At 69.9% G+C, this 22514-nt stretch carries 21 protein-coding genes and 1 tRNA gene; 9 read left to right on the forward strand and 13 right to left on the reverse strand.

Annotation, left to right across the window (positions count from 1 at the left end; genetic code table 11):
• Nucleotides 1-272 precede the first annotated feature (272 nt).
• From RAMLITH_RS15245 to RAMLITH_RS15275, 7 genes are all read left to right on the forward strand, one after another.
• A complete protein-coding gene (locus RAMLITH_RS15245; protein WP_168108287.1) occupies nt 273-3215 on the forward strand; it encodes a hybrid sensor histidine kinase/response regulator in 2943 nt (980 codons plus the stop codon).
• Nucleotides 3216-3318: 103 nt separating this feature from the next.
• Nucleotides 3319-4665 carry a sigma-54-dependent transcriptional regulator gene (locus RAMLITH_RS15250; RefSeq protein ID WP_168108288.1) on the forward strand — a complete coding sequence of 449 codons (1347 nt, stop codon included), beginning with the start codon at nt 3319-3321 and terminating at the stop codon, nt 4663-4665.
• A gap of 211 nt (nt 4666-4876) precedes the next feature.
• Nucleotides 4877-5104 carry a KGG domain-containing protein gene (locus RAMLITH_RS15255; RefSeq protein WP_168108289.1) on the forward strand — a complete coding sequence of 76 codons (228 nt, stop codon included), beginning with the start codon at nt 4877-4879 and terminating at the stop codon, nt 5102-5104.
• A 121-nt stretch (nt 5105-5225) separates the two neighbouring features.
• Entirely contained in the window at nt 5226-5567 is a 342-nt protein-coding gene (locus tag RAMLITH_RS15260; RefSeq protein WP_168108290.1) for a hypothetical protein, read from the forward strand.
• A 98-nt stretch (nt 5568-5665) separates the two neighbouring features.
• Nucleotides 5666-6196: a peptidoglycan-binding protein LysM gene (gene lysM, locus RAMLITH_RS15265; protein WP_168108291.1), complete on the forward strand. Its 531-nt coding sequence runs from the start codon at nt 5666-5668 to the stop codon at nt 6194-6196.
• Between the two features lie 9 nt (nt 6197-6205).
• The gene (locus RAMLITH_RS15270) at nt 6206-6697 is read left to right on the forward strand and encodes a hypothetical protein (RefSeq protein WP_168108292.1); all 492 of its coding nucleotides are present in this window, start codon (nt 6206-6208) and stop codon (nt 6695-6697) included.
• A gap of 170 nt (nt 6698-6867) precedes the next feature.
• Nucleotides 6868-8760: a PAS domain-containing hybrid sensor histidine kinase/response regulator gene (locus RAMLITH_RS15275; RefSeq protein WP_168108293.1), complete on the forward strand. Its 1893-nt coding sequence runs from the start codon at nt 6868-6870 to the stop codon at nt 8758-8760.
• Nucleotides 8761-9158: 398 nt separating this feature from the next.
• Here RAMLITH_RS15275 and RAMLITH_RS15280 read toward each other — a convergent pair.
• The 5 genes from RAMLITH_RS15280 to RAMLITH_RS15300 all read right to left on the reverse strand — a co-directional run bounded on the left by RAMLITH_RS15280 (nt 9159) and on the right by RAMLITH_RS15300 (nt 12965).
• Nucleotides 9159-9248 (reverse strand) — tRNA-Ser (locus RAMLITH_RS15280).
• Nucleotides 9249-9284: 36 nt separating this feature from the next.
• A complete protein-coding gene (serS, locus tag RAMLITH_RS15285) occupies nt 9285-10592 on the reverse strand; it encodes a serine--tRNA ligase (protein WP_168108294.1) in 1308 nt (435 codons plus the stop codon).
• A 35-nt stretch (nt 10593-10627) separates the two neighbouring features.
• The gene (locus RAMLITH_RS15290) at nt 10628-11566 is read right to left on the reverse strand and encodes a serine/threonine dehydratase (RefSeq protein WP_168108295.1); all 939 of its coding nucleotides are present in this window, start codon (nt 11564-11566) and stop codon (nt 10628-10630) included.
• Entirely contained in the window at nt 11563-12507 is a 945-nt protein-coding gene (gene ispH / locus RAMLITH_RS15295) for a 4-hydroxy-3-methylbut-2-enyl diphosphate reductase (RefSeq protein ID WP_168108296.1), read from the reverse strand. Before ispH ends, RAMLITH_RS15290 begins: the two co-directional genes overlap by 4 nt.
• Complete coding sequence (locus RAMLITH_RS15300) at nt 12504-12965, reverse strand: FKBP-type peptidyl-prolyl cis-trans isomerase (protein ID WP_168108297.1); 462 nt, start codon at nt 12963-12965, stop codon at nt 12504-12506. Before RAMLITH_RS15300 ends, ispH begins: the two co-directional genes overlap by 4 nt.
• Nucleotides 12966-13068: 103 nt before the next feature.
• Between RAMLITH_RS15300 and radC the strand changes: the two genes are divergently transcribed.
• Both radC and RAMLITH_RS15310 read left to right on the forward strand, forming a co-directional pair.
• Nucleotides 13069-13782 (forward strand): RadC family protein, encoded by a 714-nt coding sequence (gene radC / locus RAMLITH_RS15305; RefSeq protein ID WP_168108298.1) that lies wholly within the window; start codon nt 13069-13071, stop codon nt 13780-13782.
• 8 nt (nt 13783-13790) lie between these two features.
• Entirely contained in the window at nt 13791-14447 is a 657-nt protein-coding gene (locus RAMLITH_RS15310) for a Smr/MutS family protein (RefSeq protein ID WP_168108299.1), read from the forward strand.
• Between the two features lie 157 nt (nt 14448-14604).
• On the opposite strand, the gene frdD is transcribed toward RAMLITH_RS15310, so the two are convergent.
• The 8 genes from frdD to RAMLITH_RS15350 form a co-directional block, all read right to left on the reverse strand.
• Nucleotides 14605-14973 carry a fumarate reductase subunit FrdD gene (gene frdD / locus RAMLITH_RS15315; protein ID WP_168108300.1) on the reverse strand — a complete coding sequence of 123 codons (369 nt, stop codon included), beginning with the start codon at nt 14971-14973 and terminating at the stop codon, nt 14605-14607.
• The gene (locus RAMLITH_RS15320; RefSeq protein WP_168108301.1) at nt 14970-15380 is read right to left on the reverse strand and encodes a fumarate reductase subunit C; all 411 of its coding nucleotides are present in this window, start codon (nt 15378-15380) and stop codon (nt 14970-14972) included. Before RAMLITH_RS15320 ends, frdD begins: the two co-directional genes overlap by 4 nt.
• A complete protein-coding gene (locus tag RAMLITH_RS15325; protein ID WP_168108302.1) occupies nt 15377-16129 on the reverse strand; it encodes a succinate dehydrogenase/fumarate reductase iron-sulfur subunit in 753 nt (250 codons plus the stop codon). The genes RAMLITH_RS15320 and RAMLITH_RS15325 overlap by 4 nt, the downstream gene beginning before the upstream one ends.
• A complete protein-coding gene (frdA, locus tag RAMLITH_RS15330; RefSeq protein ID WP_168108303.1) occupies nt 16122-17921 on the reverse strand; it encodes a fumarate reductase (quinol) flavoprotein subunit in 1800 nt (599 codons plus the stop codon). Before frdA ends, RAMLITH_RS15325 begins: the two co-directional genes overlap by 8 nt.
• An 8-nt stretch (nt 17922-17929) precedes the next feature.
• The gene (gene rquA / locus RAMLITH_RS15335) at nt 17930-18598 is read right to left on the reverse strand and encodes a rhodoquinone biosynthesis methyltransferase RquA (protein WP_238344217.1); all 669 of its coding nucleotides are present in this window, start codon (nt 18596-18598) and stop codon (nt 17930-17932) included.
• A gap of 94 nt (nt 18599-18692) precedes the next feature.
• Nucleotides 18693-19019, reverse strand: a complete 327-nt coding sequence (locus tag RAMLITH_RS15340; protein WP_168108305.1) for a c-type cytochrome — start codon at nt 19017-19019, stop codon at nt 18693-18695.
• 246 nt (nt 19020-19265) lie between these two features.
• Nucleotides 19266-21482, reverse strand: a complete 2217-nt coding sequence (locus RAMLITH_RS15345; RefSeq protein WP_168108306.1) for an MtrB/PioB family decaheme-associated outer membrane protein — start codon at nt 21480-21482, stop codon at nt 19266-19268.
• 8 nt (nt 21483-21490) lie between these two features.
• Nucleotides 21491-22465 (reverse strand): DmsE family decaheme c-type cytochrome, encoded by a 975-nt coding sequence (locus RAMLITH_RS15350; protein WP_168108307.1) that lies wholly within the window; start codon nt 22463-22465, stop codon nt 21491-21493.
• Between the last annotated feature and the right edge of the window lie 49 nt (nt 22466-22514).

Consider the following 22514-nt stretch of genomic DNA (forward strand, 5'->3'; position numbering starts at 1 on the left):
GCAACGCCATGTCGGCTGCGCAACGGCCCGGTGCTGGTCACGCCTGAAGGCTTTCGTGACACCGGCGCCGTGTGTGGTGCGAAAAATGTGGCACCCGCCGCCCGCAGCGCAGCGCCGGCGCGGCCAAACCGGGGCATCGGTCTCGCGTGGCGGAACGATTTGCCGCAAGAGCTGGCTGCGGGGGCCACGCATCGGCCAGCCGGTCCTTACAAAAGGTTGCCTCCATGGCCCGCCCGACCTCCTGGCCGGTTACGCTCCGCTTCTTGCGCCCCATGAGCCTGCTGCCACGTCTGAAATCCCGGCTGGAGCGGGTCTGGCCGACCGCGTCGCTGCGCACGTATCTCTTTGCGGTGATGCTGCTGGCGACCCTGCCGATGGCCGTGTTGATGAGCGTGCAGCGCGTCGCCGAAATCCGGGGGCAGCAAGCCCGCATCGAGGAGGAGCTGGCGGGATCGGCCGCTGCCCTGGCCGCCTCGGTGGATCGGCAGCTGCGGTCCTCCCTGGAGGGCCTGGAGGTGCTCGCGCAGTCGGAGTTGTTCCAGCAGGGCCGCATCGCGGCGCTGGGACGGCTGCTCCATGGGCGGCCCCGCGGCGACTGGGACAGCGTCTTCCTGCTGGACCGCCAGGGGACGGTGGTGCTCGACACCGGGCAGCCACGCGAGAAGGCGGCTTCCGAGGTACTGCGCCGCCTGCACGGTCAGGTCCTGCGCGGCGAGGCAGGTGTTTCCGGGCTGTCGGAGCAGGCGCCGGCCGGTCGCTGGACCGCGGTCGCCGTGCCGATCGTCCAGAACGGACAGGTGCGCTACGTCCTCGGCGCGCGCATGGATGAAAGCGTCTGGCAGTGGTTGAGCACCACCGCCCGTCGGCCGGGGGCGGCAAAGGCGGCGGTGTTCGACGCGCAAGGGCGGCTGCTCGGCGCGTCGACCGCTTCCGTGCCGCGCGGGGCGGCCCTGCCCCGGGACGCGGCCGCGGAAATGGCCCGCGCTCCCGCGGGCGTGCACCGCTCCAGCGACGTCGATGGCAGCGCGGTGTATGCCGCCTGGCGCACGGGCGCCCTGTCGGGCTGGCGCGTCCGCGTCTCGGTGCCCGCGGCCCCGATCGACGCCGCCGACCGGCGCGCGATCGGCACCGCCCTGGCCACCAGCGGCGGCAGTCTCCTGCTCGGGCTGCTGCTGGCCGCGCTGGTCGCGCGGCGGGTGGCGCAACCGTTGCGGCAGCTTGCCGCGGCCGGCGGCGCGGGGCTGCCGGACCATGTGGCCGTGCGCGAAATTGCCTCGCTGCGCGAAGCGCTCAGGGCCGCGCGCGAGCAGGATGCCGCCGGCCACGCCGCGCTGCAGGCCAAGGCGCAGGAATTCGAGACGCTCTTTGCCAGCAGTCCGGTGGCCATGGCCTTCGCGCAGGATCCCGCCTGCCGCGCCATCGCCCGCAACGCGGCAATGGACGCGTTGCTCGGGCCGCCCGGCGCCGCAGCAGCCGACGGTGTCCGCATGTTGCATCAGGGACGCGAGCTGCCGCCGGCCGAGCAGCCGCTGCAGCTGGCCGCCGCGCTGGGCGAGACGATCGCCGGCCTGGAACTGGAGCTGCCGGCGCCGGGACAGCCCTCGACCTTTGTCATCGCGCACGCCGTGCCCCTGCGCGACGCGCGCGGGCGGCCGCGGGGCGCGCTCAGTGCGTTCGTCGACATCAGCGAGCGCAAGCAGGCCGAGGAGCGCCTGCGGGCCACCGACCGCCAGATGGCCCTGGCGCAGGAGGCGGGGCACGTCGGCTTCTTCCACTACCTGTTCGACGCCGACCGGCTGTCCTGGACGCCGGGGCAGTGCAAGCTGTTCGGCATCGAAGCGCTGCCGGTGGGCCGCCTGGCCGACTGGCTGGGCCGCGTGGCCGAGGAGGATCGCGAGCGCGTCGAGCGCGAGTTCTGGACCGCCTGCGCCCTGCGGCGGGAAAAGGAAACGCTGAACTACGGCGTGCGCCGGCCGGACGGCAGCCTGCGCTGGCTGTCGAGCCGGGTGATGCTGCAATACGATGCCTCCGGGCGGGCGGCGCGGCTCGTCGGCGTCACCCTCGACGTCACGGACCAGGTGACCACCGAGCGCGAGCGCGCGCAGCTCATCGAGCGCGCCGTGGCGGCGCAGCAGGAGGCCGAAGCAGCCAGCCGGGCCAAGGACGAGTTCCTCACCATGCTCAGCCATGAGCTGCGCAATCCGCTCAGTGCGATCTCGGCCGCGGTCGACGTGCTCGAAACGGCCCCGTCCGACAGCCAGGTGCTGGCCGAAGCGCGGCAGATCATCGCCCGCCAGACCCGCAACCTGGCCCACATGCTCAACGACCTGCTGGACGTGGGGCGCGTGATCGCCGGCAAGATCCTGCTGGCACGGCAGCCGGTGGACCTGGCGGCACTGGTGCAGCGCGTCGACGAAACGCTGGCACTGACGGGGGAGGCGGCCGGGCACCCCCTGCACCTGCGGCTGCAGCCGGTCTGGGTGGACGGCGACCCGGTGCGCATCGAGCAGGTGGTGACCAACCTGGTCACCAATGCGATCAAGTACACCCCCGCGGGCCGGCCGATCCGCGTCGGCGTCGGCCGCGAGGGCGAAACGGCCGTGCTCGAGGTGCAGGACGCCGGGATGGGCATTCCGCCCGCGCTGCTGCCGCGGGTGTTCGACCTCTTCGTGCAGGGCGAGCGCGGCCTCGACCGGCGCGCAGGCGGGCTCGGCATCGGGCTCACGCTCGTGCGCCGGCTGACCGAACTCCACGGTGGCACGGTGGAGGTGCAGAGCTCGGACGAAGGCAGCCGGTTCACCGTCCGGCTGCCCGCGATCGCCGTTCCCGAGTCGCGCAAGGACGGCACCGAGCCCCGCGCCCGCCGGCGCAACGTGCTGGTGGTGGAGGACAACGGCGACGTGCTGGCCGCGCTGCGCGCCAAGCTCGAGCTGGACGGCCACAGCGTCAGCACGGCGGCCGACGGCGTCGAGGGCCTGCAGTGCCTGCTGCGGCTCAAGCCGGAGGTGTCCATCGTCGACATCGGACTGCCCGGCCTGACCGGGTTCCAGCTGGCCCGCCACGCCCGCGCCGCCGGGTATGCGGGCAGAATGATCGCGATGTCGGGTTACGGCGCGGAGCGCGATGCCCGCGAGGCGCTGGTGGCCGGCTTCGATGCCTTTCTGGTCAAGCCGGTCGATGGCGCCCAGTTGCGAGCCAGTCTCGGTGCCGAATGAAGGGTTGCTGACGCCGGGTTACAGCGGCGCACCGGCCGGGCACCAATAATGGCCATGGCCCGGCTGAAACCGGACCGTGGGAGCAGACGCAGGGATGCACGACATGGGACACGCACTGATCGTCGAGGACGATGCCGACTCCGCGCGGATGGTGGCGGCGCTGGTCGGCAACGAAGGCTTTTCAGCGGCGACGGCCCGGTCGCTGCGTGACGCGCGCCGCCAGATCGCCCTGCAGCAGCCCGACCTGTTGCTCCTCGACCTGCGGCTGCCCGACGGCAACGGGATGTCCCTGCTGGACGAACACGAACTGGTCGGCAAGTCCGAGGTCGTCCTGATGACGGGGCACGCGAGCCTCGAAACGTCGATCCAGGCGCTGCGCTACGGCGCGGCCGATTACCTCATCAAGCCGGTCAGCGCCAAGCAGTTGCAGGGCATCCTGTCGCGCGTGACGCGGCCATCGGTGCTGCGCACCGAGGCCGACGAACTGCAGCAGGACCTGCAGCGCACCGGGCGCTTCGGCCACCTGGTGGGCCGGACCGAGCCGATGCAGCGCATCTACGAGCAGATTGCCCGCGTGGCGCGCACGTCGGTGACGGTCTTCGTCACGGGCGAGAGCGGCAGCGGCAAGGAACTGGTGGCTCGCACCGTGCACGACCTGAGCCGCCGCCGCAACAAGCCGTTCCTGGCCGTCAACTGCGGCGCGATCTCGCCGAACCTGATCGAAAGCGAGATCTTCGGCCACGAGCGGGGCAGCTTCACCGGGGCCGAGCGGCAGCACCACGGCTTCTTCGAGCGAGCCCATGGCGGCACGCTGTTCCTGGACGAGATCACCGAGATGCCGCCGGCGCTTCAGGTGAAGCTGCTGCGCGTGCTGGAGACCGGGACAGTCATGCGCGTGGGCTCCACCACGCCACAGGAGACCGACGTGCGGGTGGTCGCGGCAAGCAACCGCGACCCGGCGCAGGCGGTGGCCGCCGGGGCGCTGCGCGAAGACCTGTTCTATCGGCTCAACGTGTTCCCGATCGAGACGCCGCCGCTGCGCGACCGGCGCGGCGACCTGCCGCTGCTGGTGGACCACTTCCTCAAGGAGATCGGCGCGCGCGAAGGAGGATTCAAGCGCGCGTCCGCCGCGGCCCTGGACCGGCTGGCGCAGTACCGGTGGCCCGGGAACGTGCGCGAGCTGCGCAACGTGCTGCAGCGCGCGTACGTGATGACCGCGGGCGCCGAGATCGGCGACCAGTGGCTGCCGCGCGACGTGCTGGTCGATCCGGTGTCGGGCGGCGATGGCAGCACCTTGCAGGTGCCGGTGGGTACGCCGCTCGCGGCGGTGGAGCGCCAGTTGATCCTGGCCACCCTGGAGCACTACGGCAACCAGAAGGAGCGCACGGCCGCGGCGCTGGGCGTGAGCCTCAAGACTCTTTACAACCGCCTCAAGGAATACGGGTCCTGAAGGGCCGGCGCGCGGCGCGGTGGGCACCGGCCAAAGGCACCGACGTTCCCAGCCGTTACCGCAACTTTTACCTGTCGAGCGCACCGCGCGCTCCTGCGGGCCGCGAGTTCCCGAGGCGGCGCTTCGCGATCGCCGCCGCGCCGAAACAGGCACGGACCTTGCCAGTATCCGGACTCTCTTCGTCCTTCATTCACTCATTGAAAGGCTTCCGATGACCCTGCAAGACCAGAACACAGCGCGCAACGAGAAGGACAGCAGCGCGCCGCGGCGCAGCCTGCGCGGTTTTGCCGCCATGGATCCCAAGCGCCAGCGCGAGATCGCCAGCCTCGGCGGCCGGGCCGCGCACCAGAGCGGCCATGCCCACGAGTTCACGAGCGAGGAAGCGCGCGCCGCGGGCCGCAAGCGGCACGCGCGCAGCGGCCCGACCGAACAGCGGTGACGGCCGTGGGCGGGCGCCTGCGGTCGTAGGAAACGTCGCGCCGGCGCTGGCCCATGCCACTGACAGGCGGGCTGCCGGCAGGACTTTAGGATGCATGAAGTCCCCTGCCAGGAGCCCCCCGATGCACCACGAGACCGCCGCGCACGCGGCCACCAGCGAGTCGCGCGCGCGCGACAAGCTTGCCCTCACCCAGGCCTGCAGCGCACTGTGGGTCGCCACGCTGTCGCTCATGACCGCGTTCATGCAGACCGCCGCGCCCGTCCATCGCCATCTCATCGCCCGCAAGATCGCCAGGAACCTCGCGCTGCTGCGCGCGGAAGAAGCGGTGTTCAGCGCCGAGTGCCGGATGATCTTCGACAACCTTGCGCAACGCTGGTCGGCCAAGGCGGACCAGCTCGCCCCCGAGCAGGAGCGGCCGCGCGAGCAGGCGGGACTGCGGGCCGCCATCGCGAAGCTGCACTGACCCGTCGTTGTGGGGGCCGGCCTACACGCCGCCCTGACGCCGTCCGACGCAGAGCCGGCTGCCGCGTTTGCACACTCTGGACGGCATCAGGAGTCCACATGTCCCTCTTCAGCTTCATCCGCGACGCGGGCGAAAAACTGTTCAAGAAACCCGACGCGACGGCGACGGCCCAGGCGCCCGCTCCGGCTGCGGCCGCACCGTCCGCGCCCGCGGCGTCACAGCGCGAGAGCGTCGACGTGCTCAACGCCCGCGCCGGCGACGCCATCGAGGCCTATGTCGCGCAGCAGAACCTCGGCATCCAGGCGCTCGACGTCAAGTACGACGGCGCGACCGAGACCGCCACCATCAGCGGCAACGCGCCGTCGCAGGAGGCCGCCGAGAAGGCCGTGCTGTGCTGCGGCAACGTGGCGCACGTGTCCAAGGTCGACAACCGCCTCACGGTGCCGCAGGCGGCCGAGACCGCGCAGTTCCACGACGTGGCCAAGGGCGACACCTTGTCGGCGATCGCGAAGAAATACTACGGCGACGCCAACAAGTACAACGCCATCTTCGAGGCGAATCGCCCGATGCTGTCGCATCCGGACAAGATCTATCCCGGCCAGAAGCTGCGGATCCCGAAGCTCACCTGACGGGCAGGTGTGTCCAGCCTCGCGTCGTACTACCTCGCCTCGCTGGGCGCCGCTCTGCTCGTGATCGCGGTCGCGAGCGGCCTGATCGCACGGCGCGTGCGGCGCGGGCAACGCCGGTTGCAGGCCATGGCCTTGCTGGCCGCGCTCGGACGCTCCACCGACTGGGTCGCGGCGCAGGGCCGTGCGGTCTGCTTCCAGGCCGCCACCGACCTGGACGACCAGAGCCTGGACGAAATCCGCTCGCTGCAGCGGCAATGGTTTCCCGAACTCGATGCGCCGGCCGCCGAGCTCTTCAGCGTGCACGGCAAGCTGGCCGCACTGCTGCGAATCCACGAGCGGCTGCGCGCCCAGGATCCCGAAGCGTGGCTGGACGGTGCTTACGACGCAGCGTTCATGGCGTTGTGGCGCGAGCACGGCGCGATCGTGCAAACGATGGAGCGGCAGCTCGTTCCCGCCGCGAGGACGGCGGCGGCGCTGCGGCAACACACCTTCCCGGCCTGAGCTCGCCAGTGAGCTGGACGCCGCAGGCGACGGGTACACGACCTTGACGCCCTACGGCTGTAGGACGGCGCCGCATCCTGCGCTCCAGGGCTCGGCGGCAAGCCGCCCCGTTCGGCGCTGCCAGCATAATCGGCTTCCTTCAAACGGACCACCAGCCTGTGCTCAGCCCCATGCGAGCGGTCGACCCCGCCGACGGCCGCTTCCAGTTGCTCGTCGAAGCCGTCGTCGACTACGGCATCTTCATGCTCGACCCCGAGGGACACGTCCTGTCGTGGAACTCGGGCGCGGAAAAGCTCAAGGGCTACCAGCGCGATGAGATCCTGGGCCGGCATTTCTCGGTGTTCTACCCGCCCGAGGTGGTCGCCGCCGGCTGGCCGCAAGAGGAGCTTCGCCGTGCCACGGAATGCGGCCGGTTCGAGGACGAGGGCTGGCGGTTGCGCAAGGACGGGTCCCGCTTCTGGGCCAACGTCGTCATCACGGCGCTGCTCGACGGCAACGGCCGGCTGACGGGTTTCGCCAAGATCACTCGCGACCTGACGGAACGGCGCGAGCACGAGAACGCGCTGCGGCAGAGCGAGGCGCGGTTCCGGCTGCTGGTCGACAGCGTCCGCGACTACGCCATCTTCATGCTCGACGTGGACGGCAACGTCCGCAGCTGGAACGCTGGCGCGCAGGCCCTCAAGGGCTACGCTGGCGACGAGATCATCGGTCGGCATTTCGGCAGCTTCTACACGCCCGAAGACCAGGCGGCGGGCAAGCCGGCCGCCGTGCTGGTCGCGGCCCGCCAGCACGGGCGCACCGAGCAGGAAGGCTGGCGGCTGCGCAAGGACGGTTCGCTGTTCTGGGCCAACGTGGTCGTCACGGCGATGCGCGACGAGCGCGGCGAGCTGATCGGCTTCGCCAAGGTGACGCGCGACATGACGGACCGGCGACGGCTCGAGGAACTGGAACGTTCCAGCCGCATGATGAGCCAGTTCCTGGCGATGCTCGCGCATGAGCTGCGCAACCCGCTGGCGCCGATGCGCAACGCCGTCACGCTCATGCAGCTGGAGCCGACGGCCAGCCCCGCCCTGCGCAATGCGCGCGACATCCTCGACCGCCAGCTCACGCACGTCACGCGGCTGGTGGACGACCTGCTCGACATCGGGCGGCTCACCACCGGCAAGATCCGGCTGCAGCGCGAGGACGTCAGCGTGGCCGACCTCGTGGCCCGTGCCGTCGAAACGGCGCGCCCGCTGATCGAGGCGCGCCGCCATACCCTGTCGATCGAGCTGCCGTCCCAGCCGGTGCACGTCGAGGCCGACCCCACGCGGCTGTCGCAGATCATGCAGAACCTGCTGGTGAACGCGGCCAAGTACACGCCCGACGGGGGCCGGGTGTCGGTGAAGGCGCATGCGGCGGACGGCTTCGTCACGATCACGGTCACCGACAACGGCCGCGGCATCGCCCACGGCGACCTGCAGCGCATCTTCGAGCTGTTCGCACAGGGCGACAACGGCACGCCCAACGACAGCGGCCTCGGCGTCGGGCTCACCCTTGCCCGTTCGCTGGCCGAGATGCACGGCGGCCGGCTCGACGCGGAAAGCCCGGGCCCCGGCCAGGGCAGCACCTTCCTGCTGCGGCTACCGCTCGGGCAGCATCAGGAGCGGCCTGCCGGCGAGGCGTCGTCGACGTTCAGGGTGCTGGTGGTCGACGACAACCGCGACTCCGCGGACAGTGCCTGCGCGATCATCCGGATGCTGGGGTACGACGCGGAATGCGCCTACGACGGCACGGGCGCCCTGGCCGCCGCCGCGCGCTGGCGGCCGGACATTGTGCTGCTCGACCTGGCGATGCCGGGGCTGGACGGCTACAAGACGCTCGGCCGGCTGCGGGCGCTGCCCGCGATGGAACAGGCGCACGTCGTGGCGATGACGGGGTACGGCAGCCAGGAAGACCGGCGGCGCACCACCAGCGCGGGATTCGACGGGCACCTCACCAAGCCGGTCGAGCTCGCCGCGCTCACCAGCCTCATCGACTCCGTGCGCAGGAGCACCGAGCAGGCGAAGCCATTGGCGCCGTGACGCGGCGCCGTCCCGCAAAGGCCCGCAGTTGCGGGCCTTCTGTGCCTGAAGGAGGGTCGGATTGCGCGGCGCGGGCTCACCCGCTCGGCGGCCCGCCGGGCCCGCTGCGCGTCCGTCACGGCCGTCCCGCGGCCGTGCCGAACGAACCGACTCGGCGCCGTCGGTTCTTCATCCGACCCGTCCGCAAAACGCGAAGGCCCGCGGTTGCGGGCCTTCTGTGCCGGGAGGAGGGTCGGATTGCGCCGCGCGGGCTCACCCGCTCGGCGGCCCGCCGGGCCCGCTGCGCGTCCGCTGCGGCCGTCCCGCGGCCGCATCGAACGAACCGACTCGGCGCCGTCGGTTCTCATCCGACCCGTTCCGCAAACGCGAAGGCCCGCAAGTGCGGGCCTTCTATGTTTTGGCGGAGAGGGTCGGATTCGAACCGACGGTACGTTTGCACGTACACCGGATTTCGAGTCCGGCGCATTCGACCACTCTGCCACCTCTCCAGGTGTTCGGATTCGCGTGGTGCGAAGCCCGCTATTCTAGCCGACCCCGGGCGCCAGTTTCTCCAGGCCACCCAGATAGGGCCGCAGGACCTCGGGAATCGTGACCGAGCCGTCCGCGTTCTGGCCGTTCTCGAGCACCGCCACCAGCGTGCGGCCCACGGCCAGGCCGGAACCGTTGAGCGTGTGAACCCATTCGGTCTTGCCCTGCGCCGTGCGCAGGCGCGCCTGCAGGCGCCGCGCCTGGAACGCCTCGCAGTTGGAGACCGAACTGATCTCGCGATAGGTATCCTGCGCCGGCAGCCAGACCTCCAGGTCGTGGGTCCTCGCCGCGCCAAATCCCATGTCGCCGGTGGACAACAGCATGACGCGGTAAGGCAGCCCCAGTTGCTGCAGGATCGCCTCGGCGTGGCCGGTCATCTCCTCCAGCGCCTCGTAGCTGCGCTCGGGATGGACGATCTGCACCATCTCCACCTTGTCGAACTGGTGCTGGCGGATCATGCCGCGCGTGTCGCGGCCAGCGCTGCCCGCTTCCGAACGGAAGCACGGCGTGTGCGCCGTCAGCTTGATCGGCAGCTGCTCGGGTGCGAGGATCTCGCCGCGCACGAAGTTGGTGAGCGGCACTTCGCTGGTGGGGATCAGGTACAGCGGTGCCTCGTCGCCCTCCTGGCCCCCCTTCTTCGCGGCAAACAGGTCGGCCTCGAACTTTGGCAGCTGGCCGGTGCCCTGCATCGACTCGGCGTTGACGATGTAGGGCGTGTAGCACTCGGTGTAACCGTGCTGCTGCGTCTGCACGTCCAGCATGAACTGGGCGAGCGCGCGGTGCAGGCGGGCGATCTGCCCCTTCATCACCGTGAAGCGTGAGCCGCTGAGCTTCACGCCCAGCTCGAAGTCCAGGCCCAGCGGCGTGCCGAGGTCGACGTGGTCGCGCGGCGTGAAGTCAAACCGGCGCGGCGTGCCCCAGCGCCGCAGTTCCCGGTTGGCGTGTTCGTCGGCGCCGACCGGCACGCTCTCGTGCGGCAGGTTGGGCACCGCCAGCAGCAGCGCCTGCAGCTCGGGCTGGATCTGGTCCAGCCGGGCGGCCGAGCGGTCGAGCTCGTCCTTCAGCGCGGCGACCTGCGCCATGACCTCGTCGACCGGCTCGCCCCTGGATTTGCGCTGTCCGATCTGCTTCGACAGCTGGTTGCGCTGCGCCTGAAGCTCCTCGGTGCGCGTCTGGATGGCCTTGCGCTCCGCCTCCAGCGCCTTGAAGGCGTCCACCTGGAGAAACGGTTGCGGGTTCTTGCGCGACTCGAGGCGGCCGACGACCGACGCCAGGTCCTTGCGCAACAGGGTGATATCGAGCATCCGGGGATTCTAAGTGGCGGCCCGGGCCGCGAAACTCACGACAGGCTGGCGGGATCCAGGTTGGCGCCGCACACGACCAGGCAGACGCGCTCGTCCGCCGCCGGCCGGTAGGCACCCGACTGCAGCGCCGCCAGTCCGAGCGCCGCCGCCGGCTCGACGGACAGCTTGAAGTCCTTCCAGAGCGTCAGCTGCGCCTCGCGGATCGCCGCGTCGGGCAGCAGCAGCGAGTCGGCGACGTGGGCCTGCGTCACCTCCCACGCGATGGCGCCGATGCGCCTGGCGCCCAGCGAGTCCGCGGCGACGCCGCTGACGGCGACGTCCACCGGCGCGCCGGCCCGGCGCGCGGCGTGCAGCGTCGGTGCCAGCTCCGGCTCCAGGGCGACCACGCGCGCCTCACGTTCGAACCATGACGCAATGCCGGCGATCAGGCCGCCGCCGCCGACGCTGACCAGCACGCTGTCGGGGCGTCCGCCGTCCTGGTCGATCTCGCGTGCCAACGTGCCGGCGCCGGCCACCACCTCCGGCTGGTCGTAGGCATGCGTCACCAGCGCGCCGGTGCGGCGCTGCCGCTCCATCGACGCGTCCAGCGCCTGGGCGTAGGCGTCGCCGCCAACCACCACGTGCGCGCCGAGTTCACGCAGCTTCGCCTGCTTGGCCGGACTGCAGACCGTCGGGACGAACACTTCGCAGCGAACGCCCAGGCGGCGCGCGGCGGCCGCGGTGGCAATCCCCGCATTGCCGCCCGATGCAACGACGACCCCGCTCGCGGGAATCGGGTTGGCCAGCAGGCGATTGAGCATGCCGCGCGCCTTGAAGCTGCCGCTGGCCTGCAGGTGCTCCAGCTTCAGCCAGACCTCGGCGCACGCGACGCCGAGCGCCGCTCCGGGCAGCTTCCACAGCGGCGTGCGGCGCAGGAACGCGCCTTCGTGCGGCGCGAAGCGCGCCGCCGCCGCCTCGATGGCTTGCCGGCTCACAGCTTCAGGCCCTTGGGCAGCGGGAACTTGATGGTTTCCTCCACGCCTTCCATCCGCCGCACGGTGATCGCGCCGAAGTCGCGGATGCGGGCGATCACCTCCTGCACCAGCACTTCCGGGGCCGAGGCGCCGGCGGTGATGCCGACCCGGGCGCGCCCTTCGAGCCATTCAGGCCTCAGCTCTCCGGCGTTGTCCACCATGTAACTGGGGACGCCCAGCTTGCCGGCGAGCTCGGCCAGGCGATTGCTGTTGGAACTGGTGGGACTGCCCACCACCAGCACCACGTCGACCTGCGGCGACATCATCTTCACCGCGTCCTGCCGGTTCTGCGTGGCATAGCAGATGTCCTGCTGCTTGGGCTGGCGCACGTTCGGGAAACGCCGGCGCACCGCCGCCGTGATCTCCGCCGCGTCATCGACCGACAGCGTGGTCTGCGTCACCACGGCGAGCTTGTCGGCCTGCGCGGGCTGGATGCGCGCGACGTCGGCCACGTCCTCCACCAGGTGGATGCCGCCGTCGAGCTGGCCCATCGTGCCTTCCACCTCGGGATGGCCCTTGTGGCCGATCATGATGAACTCGTAGCCCTCGCGCGCCAGCTTGGCCACTTCCACGTGGACCTTGGTGACCAGCGGGCAGGTGGCGTCGAAGATCGAGAAGCCGCGCGCCTGGGCCTCGGCCTGCACGGCGCGGCTCACGCCATGGGCGGAGAAGATCAGCGTGGCACCCGGCGGCACCTCGGAGAGCTCGTCGATGAAGATCGCGCCCTTGGCCTTGAGGTCGCTCACGACGAAGGTGTTGTGCACGATCTCGTGGCGCACGTAGATCGGCGGCCCGAACTTCTTCAGCGCCCGCTCCACGATCTCGATCGCCCGGTCCACGCCGGCGCAGAATCCGCGCGGCTCGGCGAGCAGGACGTCGAGCTGCCTGGGGTCCTGGCTCATAGCACGCCGATCACGTGGACTTCGAAGGTGACCGGCTGGCCGGCGAGCGGGTGGTTGAAGTCCAGCAGCACGGCGCCTTCCTCGCCCGCGCGGACCTCCACGACCGCGCCGGCGTAGCGGCCCTGGCCGTCGGGGGTCGCAAACTGCACCACCTCGCCCGCTTCATACTGCTCGGCGGGGTCGCCCTCGCCCTGCAGGAGCTTGCGCGACACCCACTGCACCAGGCCGGGATTGCGCTCGCCGAAGGCCTCGCCGGCCGGCAGTTCGAAAGTGGCGCGCGTGCCTTCCTCGAGGCCCAGCAGCCGCTGCTCCACGGCCGGGGCGAGTTCGCCGTTGCCCAGGGTGAGCGTCGCGGGCTGGCCGCCGAAGGTATCGATGATGTCGCCCCGCGGTCCGGCCAGCCGGTAGTGCAGGGTCAGGAAGGAGCCCGGCTGAACCCGGTGCGCGTTGGAGGCCATGTCAGTCCCGATAAACTGGGCCCTATTGTAGAAAGCTGCCCCGCCGCACCGGCCGCCGTGCCGCCATACCCATAGCCGCCGGCGGGCGCCGTGCGCCGCCACCATGCCGATGAAAGAGCTCCCTGCCGACGCCCGCCCGCGCGAGAAGCTGCTGGCGCGCGGCCCCGGCGCCTTGAGCGACACCGAGCTCCTGGCGCTGCTGCTGCGCACCGGCACGCCCGGCCGCGGGGTGCTGCAGATGGCGCAGGAGCTGCTGGCCGAGCCCGTCATCGGGAACGGCGGGGAACGCCGCGGCGGCTTCGGCGGAATCGCCGGCCTGTTGCACGCCGAGCTCGACGACCTCAAGCGCGTCAAGGGCCTGGGTGGCAGCGCCAAGCGCGCCGAGCTGGCCGCGGTGCTGGAACTGGCACGCCGGGCCGTGGCGCAGCAGTTGCAGCAGCGCGAGATCTTCAGCTCGCCGGGCGCCGTGAAGCAGTACCTGCAACTCACGCTGGCCGGGCGGCCGCACGAGGTGTTCGCCGTGCTGTTCCTCGATGCGCAGAACCGGCTGGTCGCTCTGGAGGAGCTGTTCCGCGGCACGCTCACGCAGACCAGCGTCTATCCGCGCGAAGTGGTGCAGCAGGCGCTCCACCACCGCGCCGCGGCCGTGGTGCTGGCCCACAACCACCCGAGCGGCACCGTCCAGCCTTCGCGCGCCGACGAAGCGCTCACCCAGACCCTGAAGGCGGCGCTGGCCCTGGTCGACGTGCGCGTGCTCGATCACGTGATCGTGGCCCCCGGCGGCGCCCTGTCGATGGCCGAACACGGCCTCATCTGAAAGCGGCGATGAAGTCGAAATCGCTCAAGGACCTGCAGCACATCCAGCAAAAGCTCGCGGAGCAGCAGAAAGTGGCGGCCGCGCAGGAAGCGGCGCGCCAGGAGGCGGAGCGCCGCGCGCACGCCGAGCGCACGCTGTTCATCCGCGCCGCCGGCCAGGTGCAGCCGATCCGGCGCCACGGGCGGGTGGACCTGGCGCCCGACCAGCCAGCGCCGCTGCCGGTGCAGCAGCAGCTGGACGATCAACGGGTGCTGCGGGAAGCGATCAGCGACGAATTCGACGCCGCCACGCTGCTGGACATCGACGACGCGCTCAGTTTCCGGCGCCCGGGGGTGGGGACGGACGTCACCCGCAAGCTGCGCAAGGGCGAATGGAGCATCCAGGGCGAAATCGATCTGCACGGGCTGCGGCGCGAGGATGCGCGCGAGGCGCTGGCCGGCTTCATCCGCGAGGCGCACCGCCGCGGCTGGCGCTGCGTGCGCGTCGTGCACGGCAAGGGACTGGGCTCGCCCGGCAAGACGCCGGTGCTCAAGAGCAAGGTGCAGGGCTGGCTGGTCCAGAAGAACGAGGTGATGGCGTTCGTGCAGGCGCGTGGCGACGAAGGCGGCACCGGCGCGCTGGTGGTGCTGCTCAAGCCGAGCCCGGTGGCGGCGGTGCGGGGGTGAAAGCGGACAGCCGCACGCGATACCAAACCCAACAGCCGAACGCAGAAGCCGCAAAGGAAACGCAGAAGCCGCAGAATGAATTCAAGAACTGCTCTTGAACCTTCTGCGGCTTCTGCGAAATTTCTGCGGCTCTTGCGTTCGGTCGTTGGAGTTCGGATCAGAACCCGATCGCCAGCAGCTTCCAGGCCGCGACCACAGTGATCGCGAAGGCCCCGCCGTAGCAGACGGTCTTGGCGGCCAGGCCCGTGGGGATGCCCAGGTCGTGCAGGCTGTGGTAGATGCGGTGCATCGCGTGGTACGAGAACAGCCAGATCAGCGCGAACAGCAGTCCCTTGCCGAACCAGTGCTGCGAGAACGCCAGCACGCGCTCGTACGACAACAGGTTGGGCCCGAACGGCCAGCCGAGCGGCGCGGCGATGCCGGTGACGAACACCAGCGCCGTTCCGAACAGCGCCGACAGCATGCCGCCGCCGCCGAACATCACCCAGAAGATCGGCGCCCTGGATCGCTTGAGGTTCGCGTTCATGCCCGCACCCCCCACACCAGTGCCAGCACCAGCACCGTCGCGACGATCGTCACGACGTAGCCGGTGCGGGTGATCGTCGAGCCCTCGACGCGATGGCCGCCCACGAACATCAGCGGCATGGTCTTGGGCATGATGTCGAACCAGCTCTTGGCGTGCACGATCATCGAGGCGAGCAGCACCAGGTGCAGCAGGATCGAGCCGGGCGTCTTCAGCGCCGCGAGCCAGCCGTTGAACGCCTCGGCGCCCTGCGACAGGCGCACGACGCCGACCATGAGGATGATCGCGTAGACCAGCACCGCCAGCGCCGTGACTTCGCGGATCATGTACTTGACGAAGAACGGATCGCGCCGCCACCAGCCCTGCATCGGGCGGACATAGCCCCTGCGCAACGTGGCCCTGTGGTTCATGTCGTAGCTCCCTTCGGAGACAGGAATCGGAGGAAGAAGTCCTTGGCGCTGTTCACCTTGTTCTGGTTCACGGCGTTGGCGGGGTCGACGTGCTTGGGACAGACCTCGGAGCAGTAGCCCACGGCGGTGCAGCCCCACACGCCCTCTTCCGCGTTGACGATCTTCATGCGCTCGGCGCGGCCGCCGTCGCGCGAGTCGGCGTTGTACCGATGCAGCAGCGCCAGCACGCCGGGCCCGGTGAAGTCCGGATTGAGCCCGAACTGCGGGCAGGCCGCGTAGCACAGCATGCAGTTGATGCAGGAGCTGAACTGCTCGAACTGCTCCAGCTGCTCGGGCGTCTGCAGGTACTCGCCCTGGGAGAGCTCGCGCTCCTCCTTCGGGATGATGTACGGCTTGATGCCTTCGAGCTTGCTCACGAACTCGCCGACCGAGACGACCAGGTCGCGCTCGATCGGGAAGTGCGCCAGCGCCTCGACCCGCACCGGCCCGGGCAGCAGGTCGCGCAGGAACGTGGAGCACGACAGCATCGGCTTGCCGTTGATCATCATGCCGCAGCTGCCGCAGATGGCCATCCGGCACGACCAGCGGAACGTCACCGACCCGTCGAGTTCGTCCTTGATGTACTGCAGGCCCTGGAGCACCGACATGTCGTTCGTGAACGGCACGTAGTAGCTCTGCCAGACCGGCTTGTCCTCTTCCTCCGGCCGATAGCGCAGGACCTGGATCTCGATTCTCTGGGCTTCAGGCATGGGCGGCCTCCTTGGCTTTCCGGTCGGCTTCCTCGCCCGCCGCGCCGTACGCGCGCGTGCCGGGCTGCGAGGTGGTGATCTTCACCGGGCCGTAGTCGATGCGCGGCGCCGCGTCCGCGCCCTGGTAGTACGCGAGCGAGTGCTTCAGGAAGTTGACGTCGTCGCGCTGCTCGTAGCCGTCGAGCCGCTGGTGCGACCCGCGCGACTCGCGCCGATTGAGCGCCGAGTGCGCCATCGCCTCGGCCACGTCGAGCAGGTAGCCCAGCTCGATCGCCAGCAGCCATTCGGTGTTCCAGCCCTTGGACTTGTCGTCCAGCCGGATGTTCTTGTAGCGCTGCTTCAGCTCGGCGAGCTTGTCGCAGGTGGCCTGCATGGTCTGGGCGGTGCGGTAGATGCCGCAGCCGTCTTCCATGCTCTTGGCCATCTCCTTGCGGATGGTGGCCAGCCGCTCGGTTCCTTCCATGCGGGTCACGATGCCGGCCGCACGCGCCTGCGCGTCGAGCGCGAGCTTCATGATCCGGTCGCCGTTGGCGTGCGGGGTGCTCTTGGCGAAGGCGGCTGCCTCGACGCCGGCCACCTTGCCGAACACCAGCAGTTCCGTGAGCGAGTTGGAGCCGAGGCGGTTGGCACCGTGGATCCCGACGCTGGAGCATTCGCCCGCGGAGTACAGGCCGGCGACGCCGGGCGCGGCCGTGGCGCCGTCGGCCGCGATGCCGCCCATGGTGTAGTGCACCGCCGGCAACACCGGAATGCACTGCCTGGCCGGATCGACGCCGAGGTACTCGACGGCCAGTTCGTAGATCTGCGGCAGCCGTTCGCGCAGCTTCTTCTCGCCCAGGTGGCGCAGGTCGAGGTGCACGTACGAGCCCCAGCGCGGGTCGGACAGCGTGCGGCCCTTCTGCTTCTCGTGCCAGATCGCCTGGCTCAGGCGGTCGCGCGGGCCGAGTTCCATGAACTTGTTGCGCGGCTTGTCCTCGGCCGGGCCGAGGCCGTAGTCCTGCAGGAAGCGGTAGCCGTCCTTGTTCAGCAGGAACCCGCCTTCCCCGCGGCAGGCCTCGGTGAACAGCAGGCCGGTGACGGGCATGCAGGTCGGGTGGTACTGCACGAACTCCATGTCGCGCAGCGGCACGCCGTGGCGGAAGGCCATGGCCATGCCGTCGCCGGTGACGATGCCGCCGTTGGTGTTCTCGCGGAACACGCGCCCGGCGCCGCCGGTGGCGATGATCACCGACTTGGCCTGGATCAGGCGAAACTCGCCGGTGGCGATCTCGATCGCGACCACCCCTTGCACGCGGCCCTGGTCGACCACCAGGTCAAGGCAGAAATGCTCGTCGAAACGCCGGATCGAGGGGTACTTGATCGACGTCTGGAACAGCGTGTGCAGCATGTGGAAGCCGGTCTTGTCGGCCGCGAACCACGTGCGTTCGATCTTCATGCCGCCGAAGGCGCGCACGTTGGCGTGGCCGTCGGCCTTGCGGCTCCACGGGCAGCCCCAGTGCTCCATCTGCACCATTTCCTCGTGGGCCTGACCCACGAAGTACTGCACGACGTCCTGCTCGCACAGCCAGTCGCCACCGGCGACGGTGTCGTGGAAGTGCGCCTCCAGGCTGTCGTGCGCCTGCGTCACGGCCGCCGCCCCGCCCTCCGCCGCCACGGTATGGCTGCGCATCGGGTAGACCTTGGAGATCAGCGCGATGCTGAGCGTGGGGTCGGCCTCGGCGACAGCGATCGCCGCTCGCAAGCCGGCGCCGCCGGCGCCGACGATCGCGACATCTGCCTTGAATGTTTCCATTATTGGCCTCAACGGACGAGGACCAGCTTCTGGTACAGCCCGCCGTAATAGGTTTGTTTGGTGATGGACGCCGGGGCCAGGTGCGCGGGCAGGAACGCCTGCACCTCGTTCTCCCACAGGTCCATCGCATAAGGTTCGAGCTTGCGGAACACACCCGTCATCAGCAGGCGCAGCGGATGCCAGCGCACCGGCAGGTGGTAGTCGACGATCACGATCCGGCCGCCCGGGCGCACCACGCGCATCGCTTCCGCGAGCGTGGCGCGGCGCACCGCTTCCGGCTGCTCGTGCAGCAGGAAGAACAGCAGCACCTGGTCGTAGGAGGCATCGGGACACGCCAGCGCGGAAGAATCGCCCTGCAGCAGCACGATCCGGTCGTCCGCCGGCAGCTTGGCCGCCAGGTTCTTCAACTGCACCGGCAGGATGTCCACCACGTCCAGGCTCGCGCCGGGCGCCAGCCGCCGCGCGAGGCGCGGCGTCAGGTTGCCGTAGACGCAGGCCAGTTGCAGCGTCTGGCCGGTCACGCTCTCACCCAGTTCGGCGAGGGCCGCGTCGCGCAGCCGCCCATAGTTGCCGAACAGGATGAGGTTGACCAGCCATTCCCGCTCGAACACATGGACGGCGTTGGGGTGGACGTACGCCCACCAGTAGACCTGTTCCAGGTACTTCGGGATGGGCAATGTCCGGGCCGGGGCCGAGGCCGGGCCTCGGAACCCGGCGTCGGCGACTGCGGGCGGCGGCATGGATCGTGGCGTCCGCTGTGGGGGCAGGCGCTTACTGCGCGAGGATGAACTTGATCAGGTTGGGCAGCGAGCCCTTGTCCTTCACGGCCTTGTGGTCCTCTTCGCTGCCGTCGTCCATCTTGACCTTCGGGCTCTTGGTCAGGAAGTCGGTCAGCTTGGCTTCGGCGTCGGCCTTGCCCTTGTACTTGGCGGCGACCTTCTGGTACGACGGACCCTTCTTGGACTTGTCGACGGCATGGCACTTCGTGCAGCCGTCGCCCTTCAGGACCTTGTTGGCGGCATCCGCGTCCTGCGCGACGGCGGGCAGCGAGAACGCCAGGGCGGCAACTGCGGTGGAAAGGAGGGGGAGGACTTTCACTTTTTGAGCTCCTGTAGTGAAGGTTGAGACTGTCCTGTGTGACGCGAGAATGGTGCGCCCGCCCCCCGGGAGCGGCGTTGACAAAGGTCAACCGCTCCGGGAACAGCCGGGTTCGCGCAGCAGCCAATTCGGTGTAGGTAGCGCATTGGTCCACACCGCCGAGGGCGCCCAGGAAAAAAGGCCAGTGGGCTCGCGCGCACTGGCCTTGCATCGGACCGCGGTTTCCACGGCGGTACGGCCGGGGAGCTACTGCCAGCGCCGCGTGTACGTGAGGCCCAGGAAGCTGACGTTCTGCAGCGTCTTGTAGTTCAGCGTCGTACCATCCGAATACACGAACGGAACGCCGTTGTAGTTCCAGGCCCAGTCGGTCCAGCGCGAGCGCTGGTGCCCGACGTCCAGCCGCACCGCCGACTGCTTGTCGATGGCGTACTTGGCGAACAGGCGCAGCTGCGTCTGGCGGAACACGATGTCGGGCAAGCCGCCGGTGGCGCCCAGCAGCGCCGCGCTGCCCAGGTCGGCACTCGCATCGAGCGTCTGGCCGTACTTGCTGCGATCCTGCAGCCAGCTGACATTGCCGCCCACCTCCAGCTTCTGGACGGTCCCGGTGACGCCCACCCCGAACATCGTCGCCGTGTTGTCCAGGGCCAGGAAGGCGCCGCCGGGGCGGACCTGGTCGAGCTCCTGCCGTCCGCGCGAGACGAACCCGTTCACGTTCCAGTTGTCGTTGATCGCGTAAGTGGCATCCACGTCGACCTGGTCCATGTCGGACCGGCGCACGCCATAGGCGCTCGGCATGTCGTAGCGGTCACGGCCGAATTCGGCGCCGGCCTGCAGCGACAGCGCCTCGGCCGGCTGCCAGTCGGCGCTCACGCGCACCTTCTCGCGCCGGCGGTCGGCGAGGTTCACCGGGAACACGCCGTTCTGGAAGAACAGCACGGAGGCCGGATCGGCTTCCTCGGTGACACCACGGCCGCCGACGTCGCGCAGCCAGTGCGAGCCATCGCGGCGGCTGCCTTCCAGCGCCACGGCGCCGCTCAGCGTCTCGGTCATGCGGCGGCGCAGTTCGGCCTTGAGCCCGGTCTCCTCGGTCTTCAGCCGCAGCGCGGTGATGCCGGAGGTGGCGCTGGTCTCGGTGAAGGTGCGGCGATCGACCTGGTTGAACGTGCCGCTCAGGGTGCCCTTGGTCTGCGGCGTGAACTGGTAGCCTGCGGCGAGGCGCCCGCGCAGCGTCGACAAGGGGTACTGGCGGTTCGTGAAGCCGTTGGCGAAGGAGCCGGTGCCGACCAGTCCGTACTGCGCCAGCGGCGTGCTGTCGTCGCGGTACTCGTAGCGCAGGCTGCCGTTCACCGACAGCTTGGGCAGCGGGCGCGAACTGAGGCCCACCTGCGCCAGCGTCGTGGACACCTTGCCGCCCAGGTCGCTCACGCCTGCCGGTGCGGCAAAGCCGGCGGCGGCGAAGTTCTGGTGCTGCGTGGCGCGCGAATAGGCCAGCTTGAAATTGGCTCGCGTGGTCTGCGAGAACGCGTAGGCGCCCGTGAGATCGACCTGGTGCGCCTGGTTGTCGGGCGGCAGCGCCACGGGCTGGTTCAGCACGCCTTGCAGGCCCGTCGTGACCGGCAGCAGCGCGCCGAGCGGGTTGTAGAGACTGCCGGAGACGCCAGGCACGAGGGCGCCGAGGCTGTTGCGGTAGAACGAGCCGTAGTAGCCAAGCGAGAGGCTGAACCTCTGGGCCGCGTACGTGAGACGCGCTTCCGCCTGGCTGTGGTTGGCGTCGATCGGCTCGGGCAGCATCAGCACGGCCGAGCCGACCTCGGCGCTCGTCGTGCCGCGGCAACCCGGTGCGACGAACGTCGGGCACGCCATGCCGATGCCGAACAGGCGCGAGCCCTCCTTGTTCTCGGTCGAGAGGCTGGCATCGAACTGCAGCCGGTCGGAGATCACCTTCTGGAAACCGAGGCCAAGGCTGGTGCGCTTGACCTTGAGGTCGACGTCGCCGCCGGTGCCGGGTCCGCCGGGCAACGGAACGACGCGCGGCGCGAAGGAGCCGGCGTCGACCAGTCCGGTATCGGGGACGAACGGGTCGTATCGCCGCAGTTCGCCATAGCGCGCGGAGAACGACCAGTCGCCCTGCCGCTTCCACAGGACGTCCAGCTCCCGATTGTTGGTCAGCAGATCGCTGCCGGAGAAGCGCGCGAGCGTCCCGGCCTTGTCGTCGCGTCGGTAGTAGTCGACACCGAACACGCCGAAGACAGTGCTGCCGGGGCGCAGGCCGCGATACTGGTCATACAGCGAACGGTCGTCGCGGCCTTCGTTGATGAAGCCGATGCCTGCGCTGACGGAGCCGTCGACGACCTGCGCCTGTTCCTTGTCCTGCGCAGCCGCGGAACCGAAGGCCGCCAGCAAGGCGAGGGTCAGGAGGGTGGGACGGGCCCGGAGGGTGGGGACGAGGGTTTTCGTGCTCATGCTCGGCCTCAGCGGAAAAAGAGCCGCGGCGTCGGGTTGGTCGCCGAGGGGTTGTTCGTGCCGTGCACCTGCGTGTGGCAGTTCATGCAACTGCGTCCCTGCCACATGTTGACCACGTTCTTGCCGCTGCTCGTCGCGCCGATCGCGGACGAAAGCTGGCCCGGAGCGGCCGGCGGGAACACGCCCGGCTGTCCGCCCACCGCACCGACGCCGCCCGCCACGTGCGGGGTGTGGCACTGCTGGCACAGGACCGGGGCGCGCGCCTTCAACATGCCTTGTACGGTGCTGCCGTGCGGGTTGTGGCAGATGGCGCAGTCCTCGTTGACAGGCTCGTGCCCGAACACGAACGGGCCGCGCTTTTCGGCGTGGCAGCTGTAGCAGGTCGCGTTGATGCTGTCGCGCTTGGCCAGCTTCGGGCCCGCGGAGCCGTGCACGTTGTGGCAGTCGGAACAGGTCATCTTGCCTTCCGGCACCGGATGGTGCGAGGGCTTCGCGATCTGCGTGCGCTGCTCCTTGTGGCAGGTGATGCACATCTCCGCCTCGCTCTTCCTGGCGAGGATCTTGTCGTGGTTGGCATGGATCTTGTGGCAGCTCGAGCAGGCCAGGTCGGCCGTCTCGTGCTGGCTGCCGCCCCACATGGCGCGCCGGAAGTCCTTCTGGTGGCAGGTCAGGCAGGCCGCGTTGCGTTCGCCGACCGGGGTCGGGGCGGCCTTGGTGAACATGATGTCCGGCGGCGGCCGCTTCGCGACGTTCGCCGGCTTCTTCACGTGCGTCGGGCTCGCCCCGTGGCAGGTGATGCAGGTCGGCGTGCGCGAGTCCGTGGCCACCGCGTGCGCGCTGCGGCTCATGTCCGGCATGTCGTCCGCATCATGGCACTCGATGCACGCCTCCGACGCCGCGGCGTCGCGCGGCGCGCCCATTGCGATCCCGGTCAGGCCGAACAGGCCCAGGGCGATGACCGCCATCGCTCGCTTGATTTGCATTCGATCTCCTCGGGCCAGCGGCCCTCTCAGGCGATTCGCCGGCGCCCGT

It is taken from the genome of Ramlibacter lithotrophicus, assembly GCF_012184415.1.
GTDB classification, from domain to species: domain Bacteria; phylum Pseudomonadota; class Gammaproteobacteria; order Burkholderiales; family Burkholderiaceae_C; genus Ramlibacter; species Ramlibacter lithotrophicus.